Consider the following 9,609-nt stretch of genomic DNA (forward strand, 5'->3'; position numbering starts at 1 on the left):
GGGTTACACCGGGCGCGGAGGGGGCGGGGTGAGTCCGCCGGCCGGCGGGGAGGGGGAAGGCGAAGGGGGGACGGAGGGGGCGCGCGAGGGCGACCTCAAGACAGACCCCCGCCCTCCCAGGGGGCGGCCCCAGTTCAATCCTTCCAGCTCCCCACCCGACCGCCCCACCATCTCGCCGCATCTGTGGATAACTCCGGGAAACCCGCGAAAGCTCTCACTCTTCCGCGTGAGCGGATTTTTTGCTCGCCGCACCCCGCCACCTCGTTGACGTACGGTGTCTGCATCAGCGCTCACAGCGAGCGACGCGGCGGGCCGGATCGGTGTAATCAGTGCGCCACGGGGGTCCGGTCGCGGTCGAGTGTGCCGAGTTCGCCCAGCAGGGCGCGGAGGCGGGCGCTGTCGCGCGGGGGCAGCGTGCCGGCGTCGTCGGCGTGGACGGCGGCGGCCGTGGTCGTGTCGACGAGGCGTTCGAGTACGGCGGTGAGTTCGGCCGCTCCGGCGCTGCGGCGGGCGAGCGGGGGCAGTTCGGCGGCCGAGACCTCGACGGCGGCGCGGGCCTGGGCGAGGGAGCGGTAGGCGGCGCGGCGCAGTGCCCAGCGGCCGGGCAGGTCGGGCGAGCCGCTGAGTACGTGGCCGAGGTAGTCGGTCGCCGCCTGCGAGGCGGCGGCGAGTCGGCCGCGGGCGACGGTGCCCGCCCGGCCGGGGAGGGGGAGGTGACCGGCGAGCAGGACGATGCCGCAGGCGAGGAGGGTGTCGGTGAGGCGGTTCCAGGTGGCCTGGGTGTCGCCGCCGAGGCCGACCAGGGCGAGGACGAGGAGGGTGACGACGCCGGTCTGGAGGGCGAAGTGGCGCATGGCGAGCGGGACCAGCGTCCCGCAGATCACCGCGAGGGCGACGAGTCCGGTCTCGGCCGGCAGCGGTAGGGGGGCGGCGACGGCGGCCAGCGCGACGAAGAGTCCCGCTCCGGCGGCCGTGCCGACGACCCGGCACAGGACGCGCGAGGCGAGCGGGCCCAGGTCGGGCTTGACGAGGAAGACGGCGGTGGCGGGGAGCCAGTACCAGTGCTCGGGGTGGAGGGTCTGGGCGACGGCGGTGGCGGCGCCCATGCTGAGCGCGACGCGGATTCCGTACTCGCGCCCCGCCGGGCCTGTCACGCGACGCAGCGCGGCGCGGAGGCGGGCTCGTGCGCCGCGCGGGGTGCGGGTGGCGGGGGCGGGAACGGAGTCGAAGGCGGCGAGGGCGGAGAGGAGCGAGGCGTCGAGCGCGCGGAGCCCCGGCGCGTCGCGTTCGGGAGCGGGCACCGGCCCCGGCACGGTGTCGTGGCGTGCGGCCTCGGCGAGGGCGAGCGGGCCTCGTACGGTACGGGCCGGTAGGCGGCGTCCGGCCCAGAAGAGGGCGGTCGCGGCTTCCGCGAGGGGCAGGGCCGCGTCGAGACGGGCGTGCAGGCGGCGTTCGGCGGCGCTGCTCGTGAAGCGGGGAAGCCGGGGCCCGCGCAGGGCGTCCTGAGCCTGGTCGAGTGCGGCGGTGAGAGCGGAGCGGCGGGCGGGGGCGGCAGGGGTGCCGGTCGCGTCGAGGAGTGCGGCGATCGCCGTGTAGACGGAGGCGACGGCGGCACGTTCGGTGCCGAGGCGGTACGGGTGGCGGGCTCCGTCGTCCGGGGACGGGAGCAGGAGGCGCAGGGTGAGGAGCCAGGCCGCTCCGGTGAGAAAAGCGAGGGCACGCTGCCAGCCGGGCTCCGGCAGGGGCATACCGGCTCCGATGGCGGTCGTGACGAGTATCTGCGTGCCGACGCCTGAGGCGACGGGCCCGACCGCGCTCACGGCTCCGGCGAGCAGGCCGAGGACGGTGAGCACGAGGGGAAGGAGGAAAGGCTGGGCGGAGTGCGGGAAAAGTGCCGTAGCGCCACTGCCGAGCAGCAGACCGCAGGTGCCGGCGAGGGCGGGGGCGCCGAGACGGAGTCCCGCGGTGCGGCGGCTGCCGGGGCGGTCGTTGATGGCGGCGAGCAGGCCGCCGAGCGCCGCCATGACGCCGAGCCCCGGTTGTGCGGCGGCGACGGCCAGGACGAGCGGCAGCGCGCCGAGCAGGCCACGCACCATGGCGCCGCGTGGCACCGGCACGCGCGGGACGTGCAGGGCGTGGGCGAGCCAGGCGGGCAGGGGGCGGCGGAATCGGAGGAGGTGCTGGTGGCGGAATCCGCGTGCGGACAAGCTCGCTCCCGTCGGCAGGTCTTTGGGGTACGTCGCGCGATACGAACGCGCGGTTGCCTGCGGACGGCAGCGGCCGTGGCTTTGCTTCCTCAAGGGTACGGGAGAGGTGACGTGGGGAGGAAACGGGCGGGTTACGGGACTGTGGCAGCCCGGGCGCGGGAAAAATCCCTTGGCGCGCTGGTCAGCGGACCGTCAGGCTCGCCGTATGGAGAGCTACGAACGCACGGGGGAGAGCGCTGTGCGGCCTGACCCCCGCCGCCACGAGATACGCGCGCTGCACACCGCGGACACGCTCACCGTGTACCAGGCGTACCGGCCGTCCCTCGGTGTGCCCGCGGCGCGGGACGGGCGGTTCCCGGAGGCATGGGGGCGGGGGCGGATGACGTGGGTCAAGCCGTCGTTCCTCTGGATGATGTACCGCTGCGGGTGGGGGACGAAGGAGGGGCAGGAGACGGTGCTCGCGGTGGAGATCGCCCGGGAGGGTTTCCTGTGGGCCCTGCGGCACGCGACACTCTCGCACTACGCGCGGGGTGTGCACACGGACCGGGCGGAGTGGCAGCGGTCGTTGCGGGAGGCGCCGGCGCGGGTGCAGTGGGACCCCGAGCGCGACTTCCACGGGCGACCGCTGGAGCACCGTTCGCTGCAGCTCGGATTGTCGGGTGAGGCGAGCCGCAGGTATGCGGACGAGTGGATCGTCGGCATACGGGACGTGACACCGCTCGCCCATGAGGTGCACGGGCTCGTACGCGAGGGACGACTCGACGCGGCGCGGGCGCTGGTGCCGGTCGAGCGACCGTACGAGGTGCCGGCGGACGCGCTGGCGGGTCTGCTGCCGGCGCCGCGTGTGCCGGAGGGGGCCGCGTGAGGGATCTGGCGGGGCGGGCCGAGCGGAACTTCGTGGCGCACGCCTGTCATCTGCACCGTGATCATCCGGGGCGGGCGGTGGGCGTGCCTCCGGGCGGGGAGGTGCACGTCGCGGACAGCGGGCTCGACGACGACACGTTCAACGTCGTGGCGGGTGCGCGGTTCCCGGAACGGGCCTCATCGGCGCGGGTGCTGGCGACGCTTGCCGCGCTGCGGACGACGGGGCGGCGGTTCACCTGGTGGGTGGGGCCGGGCTCGCGGCCGGACGGGTTGTCGGCGCTGCTCGCGGCGGCCGGGGCGCCCGTCGCCGCGCGCGAGCCCGCGATGGCGCGGAGTCTGCGGCGAGCGGTGCCCCGGCCCGTGGCGCGGGACGGGCTCGTGGTGCGGCAGGTGCGGACGGCTGAGGACCTCGCGGGGTTCGCCGCGGTCGTCGCGGCGAACTGGGAGCCGCCCGCGGCGACTGTCACGCGCTTCTACGCGGATTCGGCGGGGGCATTGCTGCGCCCCGGTGGTCCGGCGCTGCTCTTCGTGGGCGAGGTGGAGGGAGAGATCGTGGCGAGCGCGGAGGTGTTCCTGTCGGACGGGGTCGCCGGCCTGTACAACGTGTCGACGCGGGCCGGGTTCCGGCGGCGGGGACACGGGACCGCGGTCACGCTCGCCGCCTTGCGGGCGGCCCGCGACGCGGGCGTCGGCACGGCGGTGCTCCAGGCGAGCGAGGAAGGTGAGCCGCTGTACCGGGGGCTGGGTTTCCGGGCGTTCGGTGTGTTCACCGAACACGCGGTGCTGCCGGTGACGCTCGCCTGAGGCGGGACGGGACAGAGCGGCACGGCGGGAGCCAGAGCACGGCATCCCGCCCGCCGCACCGGTCCCGACTCCGCACGCCGCACGCCGCGCCCCGCACCCCGCACCCCGCACGAGCCTGTCCGCCGCGCCGCATTCACCGCAGGCCTGCCGTCTTCCACCGTGTGTCTGCCGCCTCGGCGCGCTCGCGCCCTCGCGTTTCAGGCCCCGGCCTCGTCCGCGTAGCGGTCGGTCGCGGCGACGAGATGCCCTGCCATCTCGGCGTTCGCGCCGTGGACGCCGTCGTTGACGACGTGCAGGGTGGCGTCCGGCCAGGCGGCGGCGAGGCGGTGGACGGCGCCGGTGAGATTGCCGGGGTCCAGGAGCCCTTGGACGAGGGTGCCGGGGATGCCGTGCAGGCGGTGGGCCTCGCGGAGGACGACTTCGTCGCCGCCGAGGAAGTGGTCCTGACTGAAGTAGTGCGTGACAGTGCGGGCGAAGCCGAGGCGGAAACGGGGGTCCTCGTAGCGGGGTTCGGAGCGGGGCGGAGCAGGGATGATCGCGGTCTCCCAGTCGGTCCAGTCACGGGCGGCGAGGGCGCGCACGGCCGGGTCCGGCGAGGCGAGCAGTTCGCGGTAGGCGGTCGCGAGATCGCCGTCGCGCGCCGCCTCGGGCACGCCCGCGCGGAAGCGCGCGAAGGCTTCGGGAAAGTACCGGCCGAGGCCCCGGGTCAACACCTCGACCTCGCCGCGGCTGCCGGTCGCGACGCCGGTGAGCACGAGGGCGCGGACGCGCTCGGGTCGCAGCTGCGCGTACCGCAGGCCGAGGACCGAGCCGAAGGAGCCGCCCCAGACGAGCCACCGGCCGATGCCGAGATGCTCGCGCAGCGCCTCCAGGTCGGCGATGAGGTGCGGGGTGGTGTTGGTGGAGAGATCGTGCGCGGGATCGGAGGCGTGCGGGCGGCTGCGGCCCGCACCGCGCTGGTCGAGCAGCACGATCCGGTAGCGGGCCGGATCGAAGTACCGTCGCAAGCGGGGCGAGCACCCGGAGCCGGGACCGCCGTGCAGGACGAGGGCGGGCAGGCCCTCCGGGTTGCCGCACGTCTCCCAGTACAGCTCGTGTCCGTCGTCGGTGGGGAGGTGACCGTGGGCGTACGGGGCGGAGTCGGCGTGCAGCGGTACGGGGGTCGGCATCCCGGCAGCGTACGAGAGGGGCGCGGGCCGGGGTGAGGGGACGGGGTGGCGCCTTGACCGTACGGGACCGGGGCGCGCTGCCACGTACCGCCGCCACGTCCGGCACGTGCCGCCGCCACGTCCGCCACGTGCGGAGCCGTGCCCGGCGGGCTCGGCTCCGGAGTGCGGGGGTGGGGGTGCCGCCGTCCGCAGGACGAAGGGCCCTTTCGGGAGAGCCACCCTCTCGGGATATCTTGATATCGAGCAATATTGAAAAGACGCGAAGCAAGACTGGCAAGACCCGCAAGACGAGCAACACCCGCAGTACCAGCAAGACGCAGACAGTGGAGACGGAGCGGAGCACCCGGTGACTGACTCGACCATCATCTACACGCACACCGACGAGGCGCCCGCGCTGGCGACGTACTCGTTCCTGCCGGTCATCGAGGCGTACGCCTCCACCGCCGGGGTCGGCGTGGAGAGCCGCGACATCTCGCTGTCCGGCCGCATCATCGCGAGCTTCCCGGAGTGGCTGGAGGAGGGCCAGCGCATCGAGGACGCCCTCGCCGAGCTGGGCCGCCTCGCGCAGACGCCCGAGGCGAACATCATCAAGCTGCCGAACATCTCGGCGTCGATCCCGCAGCTCAAGGCCGCGATCGCCGAGCTGCAGTCGCAGGGTTACGCGCTGCCCGACTACCCGGACGACCCGAAGACGGACACGGACAAGGACGTCCGCGCCCGCTACGACAAGGTCAAGGGCTCGGCCGTCAACCCGGTCCTGCGCGAGGGCAACTCCGACCGCCGTGCCCCGGCCTCGGTGAAGAACTACGCGAAGGCGCACCCGCACCGCATGGGCGCCTGGACTCCCGAGTCCAAGACGAACGTCGCGACGATGACGAACGACGACTTCCGTTCGACCGAGAAGTCCGTGGTCCTCCCGGCCGACGACACCCTGCGCATCGAGCTGAGCGGCGACGACGGCTCGACGACGGTACTGCGCGAGTCCGTACCCGTCCTCGCCGGCGAGGTCGTCGACGCCTCGGTGCTGCGCGTGGCCGCGCTGCGCGAGTTCCTGACCGCGCAGGTCGCGCGGGCCAAGGCCGAGGGCGTGCTCTTCTCGGTGCACCTCAAGGCGACCATGATGAAGGTCTCGGACCCGATCATCTTCGGTCACGTCGTGCGCGCTTTCTTCCCGAAGACGTTCGCCGCGTACGGTGACCAGTTCGCGGCTGCCGGCCTGACCCCGAACGACGGGCTCGGCGGCATCCTCAAGGGCATCGACGCGCTGCCCGAGGGCCAGAAGATCAAGGAGTCCTTCGAGGCCGAGCTGGCCGAGGGCCCCGCGCTCGCGATGGTCGACTCGGACAAGGGCATCACGAACCTGCACGTGCCCTCGGACGTCATCGTCGACGCCTCGATGCCCGCCATGATCCGCACCTCCGGTCACATGTGGGACAAGGACGGCAAGGAAGCGGACACGCTCGCTGTCATTCCGGACAGCAGCTACTCCGGCATCTACCAGGTCGTCATCGACGACTGCCGCGCGAACGGTGCCTACGACCCGGCCACGATGGGCTCGGTGCCGAACGTCGGCCTCATGGCGCAGAAGGCCGAGGAGTACGGCAGCCACGACAAGACCTTCGAGGTCCCGGTCACCGGCACCGTCCGCGTGCTCAACAAGGCCGGCGAGGCGGTGCTGGAGCAGGCGGTGAGCGCGGGCGACATCTTCCGCATGTGCCAGACGAAGGACGCGCCGATCCGCGACTGGGTCAAGCTCGCCGTGACGCGTGCCCGCGCCACCGGGACCCCGGCCGTCTTCTGGCTCGACGAGACCCGCGCGCACGACGCGCAGCTCATCGCGAAGGTCAAGCAGTACCTCCCGGAGCACGACACCGAGGGCCTGACGATCGAGATCAAGTCGCCCAAGGACGCCATCGCCTACTCCCTGGAGCGCATCCGCCGCGGTGAGGACACCATCTCGGTGACCGGCAACGTGCTGCGCGACTACCTCACCGACCTCTTCCCGATCCTGGAGCTGGGCACCAGCGCCAAGATGCTGTCCGTGGTCCCGCTCATGAACGGCGGCGGCCTCTTCGAGACCGGCGCGGGCGGCTCGGCACCGAAGCACGTGCAGCAGCTCGTCAAGGAGAACTACCTGCGCTGGGACTCGCTCGGTGAGTTCCTCGCGCTCGCCGTGAGCTTCGAGCACCTCGCGCAGAAGACGGGCAACGCCCGCGCCCAGATCCTCGCGGACACCCTCGACCGCGCCACCGGCACCTTCCTCAACGAGGACAAGTCCCCGAGCCGCAAGCTCGGCGGCATCGACAACCGCGGCAGCCACTTCTACCTCGCCCTGTACTGGGCGCAGGAGCTGGCCGCGCAGACGGAGGACGCGGAACTCGCCGCCGCCTTCGGCCCGCTGGCCGAGAAGCTCGCGGCCGACGAGGAGAAGATCGTCGGCGAGCTGATCGCCGTCCAGGGCTCCCCGGCGGAGATCGGCGGCTACTACCGTCCCGACGCCGCGAAGGCCGCGGCGGTCATGCGTCCGTCGGCGACCTTCAACGAGGTACTGGCCTCGCTGAAGGGCTGATGCCCGACGACCACGGCCCCGTATGCCTTGCGCGTACGGGGCCCTGGTGCGTTTCGGGGGGGCGGGTGCCGGGGCGGGCCCGCGGGTCGGGCGGCGCGTCGCGGGTGGTCCTGCGGCTGGCGGGGCGGCCCGTAGGGATGGGGTCGTGACGGGGTGCTCTCCGCGGCGGGAGCGGCCAGACGCTGTGCGCCGGGCTGGCTGGGAGGCCGACGGTATGTCGGGCGGGGCTGACGAGCCGAAGGGACGGCCGTGGAGCGACGCGTTCCGCGGTGGGCCTACGGTGGGGGCATGGTTCGGGGTGACGGGGTCCACGACGGTGCGGGCGGGGACCTGCACGCGCTCGACGCGGAAATCACGCGGTGCCGCGCCTGTCCGCGTCTGGTGGCCTGGCGGGAGGAAGTCGGCCGGGTGAAGCGGGCGGCTTTCGCGGAGGAGGAGTACTGGGCGCGGCCCGTGCCCGGTTTCGGGCCCGAGGACGCCCGGCTGCTCGTGCTCGGGCTCGCCCCGGCGGCGCACGGCGGAAACCGTACGGGGCGAATGTTCACGGGCGACCGCGCGGGCGACGTGCTCTTCCGCGCCCTCTACGACATCGGCCTCGCCAGCGCGCCGCGACCGCGCTCGGCGGACGACGGCCTGCGCCTTCACGGGACCCGGCTGACGTCCCCGGTGCACTGCGCGCCCCCGGCGAACAAACCGACCCCGCAGGAGCGCGACACGTGCCGGCACTGGCTGGTGGAAGAGCTGGCGCTGCTGCGGCCCACGGTGCGCGCGGTCGTGATCCTCGGGGCCTTCGGCTGGCAGGCGGCGCTCCCGGTCTTCGCGGCGGCGGCCTGGGAGGTGCCCCGCCCCCGCCCCGCCTTCGGCCACGGCGCCCGGGTGCGCCTGCCCGCACGGGACGGAGGCGCCCCGCTCGACGTCTTCGGCTGCTACCACGTGAGCCAGCGCAACACGTTCACGGGGCGGCTGACACCGGAGATGCTGCGAGGAGTGTTGCGGGAGGCGGGCAGCGCGGCGGGGGTGATGGAGGGGTAGCGGGGCGGGCCTGCGGGGGCCCTTCAGCGTGCGGCCGTGCGGGGGCGGCTCACGGGCCGCTCTGTGTGGGTGTCGTGGGCGGAACCCTGCGGGGACGTCCTCGCGAGCGGCCTGCCGGGGCGCTTCAAGGAGCGTCGGAGATCTCCGCGTCCGGAGTCAGCGCGAGGCCGCTCGCCGCGAGGAAAGCCGCGAGAGCGATGGTGGTTCCGCCGGTGCCGTCGTCCCAGGTGGCGACCACTGCTGAACGGCCCTCGTTCCAGGAATCCTCGGTCCACTGGCCGGGATCGGGTCCTGGGTGGCGCTCGACGGTGCCCCGGCCGCGCCGGTAGTGAAGCAGCAGGTACTGGTCGTCGGGGGTCCAGGCGTCCCACTGCGCGGGGGAGGCCGCTCCGGTGCGTACGACGCGGGCGAGGGTGCGGTGCGCGGGGTCGGGCGGGGTGCGCAGGTCGTAGGCGCAGAAGACCTTGTCGTACCGGCGGGTGCCGACCGCGACGAAGGCGGGGATGCGGCCGTACTCGGTGAAGCCGAGGGAGCGGTAGAGGCTCAGGGCACGGGTGTTGTCGCCGCGTGCGTCGAGCGTGAGGACCTCGATCCCGCTGGCGCGGGCCTCGCTGACGAGTGCCTCGGCGAGCGCGCGGCCGAGGCCACGGCCCGACGCGACCGGGTCGACGGCGAGTTTCTCCAGGTCGGCGTGGGGGCGGTGGGTGGGGCGGGAGTAGCGGCGCCACCAGCCGAGGCCGAGCAGCCGGACTCCGTCGTACGCGGCCCACAACGCCGCGTCCCCACGCGCGGCTTCCTCGCACACGGCGTCGAGCAGGGCCGCGATCTCGTCGCAGGGAGGCGGTTCGGTCCAGCCGAGGGCGGCCCCGTCCCGTACGAGGGCGGTGAGCAGGGCGTGGGCGGCGGGCAGGAAACCGGGCTGGGCTCGGGCTTCGCGTGCGGGGAGGAGACGGGGGGCGGGGGC

At 73.8% G+C, this 9,609-nt stretch carries 7 protein-coding genes; 4 read left to right on the plus strand and 3 right to left on the minus strand.

What is annotated here, in order from left to right; translation table 11 throughout:
* Nucleotides 1–326 precede the first annotated feature (326 nt).
* Nucleotides 327–2,096 carry an FUSC family protein gene (locus IF99_RS0129145; RefSeq protein ID WP_234340908.1) on the minus strand — a complete coding sequence of 590 codons (1,770 nt, stop codon included), beginning with the start codon at nt 2,094–2,096 and terminating at the stop codon, nt 327–329.
* A gap of 316 nt (nt 2,097–2,412) precedes the next feature.
* On the opposite strand from IF99_RS0129145, the gene IF99_RS0129150 reads away from it, so the two are divergent.
* Both IF99_RS0129150 and IF99_RS0129155 read left to right on the plus strand, forming a co-directional pair.
* A complete protein-coding gene (locus IF99_RS0129150) occupies nt 2,413–3,072 on the plus strand; it encodes a DUF4291 domain-containing protein (protein WP_051703753.1) in 660 nt (219 codons plus the stop codon).
* A gap of 83 nt (nt 3,073–3,155) precedes the next feature.
* Nucleotides 3,156–3,875, plus strand: coding sequence for a GNAT family N-acetyltransferase (locus IF99_RS0129155; RefSeq protein ID WP_031001241.1), 720 nt, complete (start codon nt 3,156–3,158; stop codon nt 3,873–3,875).
* Between the two features lie 197 nt (nt 3,876–4,072).
* Here IF99_RS0129155 and pip read toward each other — a convergent pair whose 3' ends face one another.
* Nucleotides 4,073–5,044, minus strand: coding sequence for a prolyl aminopeptidase (pip, locus tag IF99_RS0129160; RefSeq protein ID WP_031001243.1), 972 nt, complete (start codon nt 5,042–5,044; stop codon nt 4,073–4,075).
* 346 nt (nt 5,045–5,390) lie between these two features.
* On the opposite strand from pip, the gene IF99_RS0129165 reads away from it, so the two are divergent.
* Both IF99_RS0129165 and IF99_RS0129170 read left to right on the plus strand, forming a co-directional pair.
* A complete protein-coding gene (locus IF99_RS0129165; RefSeq protein ID WP_031001245.1) occupies nt 5,391–7,613 on the plus strand; it encodes an NADP-dependent isocitrate dehydrogenase in 2,223 nt (740 codons plus the stop codon).
* A gap of 288 nt (nt 7,614–7,901) precedes the next feature.
* Nucleotides 7,902–8,645, plus strand: a complete 744-nt coding sequence (locus tag IF99_RS0129170; protein WP_037827978.1) for a uracil-DNA glycosylase — start codon at nt 7,902–7,904, stop codon at nt 8,643–8,645.
* Between the two features lie 124 nt (nt 8,646–8,769).
* Here the strand turns inward: IF99_RS0129170 and IF99_RS35875 are convergent.
* On the minus strand, nt 8,770–9,609 hold an 840-nt coding region (locus tag IF99_RS35875), incomplete at its 5' end, for a GNAT family N-acetyltransferase (RefSeq protein WP_037827980.1).

Origin of the sequence: Streptomyces sp. NRRL F-5630 (assembly GCF_000719475.1) — a bacterium.
In the GTDB taxonomy this organism is placed as follows: Bacteria; Actinomycetota; Actinomycetes; order Streptomycetales; family Streptomycetaceae; genus Streptomyces.

Bases quoted from the DNA above. Each gene is read 5' to 3' on its own strand.
- IF99_RS0129145 (WP_234340908.1), bottom strand. From the start codon at position 2,096: ATGGTGCGTGGCCTGCTCGGCGCGCTGCCGCTCGTCCTGGCCGTCGCC.
- IF99_RS0129150 (WP_051703753.1), top strand. From the start codon at position 2,413: ATGGAGAGCTACGAACGCACGGGGGAGAGCGCTGTGCGGCCTGACCCC.
- pip (WP_031001243.1), bottom strand. From the start codon at position 5,044: ATGCCGACCCCCGTACCGCTGCACGCCGACTCCGCCCCGTACGCCCAC.
- IF99_RS0129170 (WP_037827978.1), top strand. From the start codon at position 7,902: ATGGTTCGGGGTGACGGGGTCCACGACGGTGCGGGCGGGGACCTGCAC.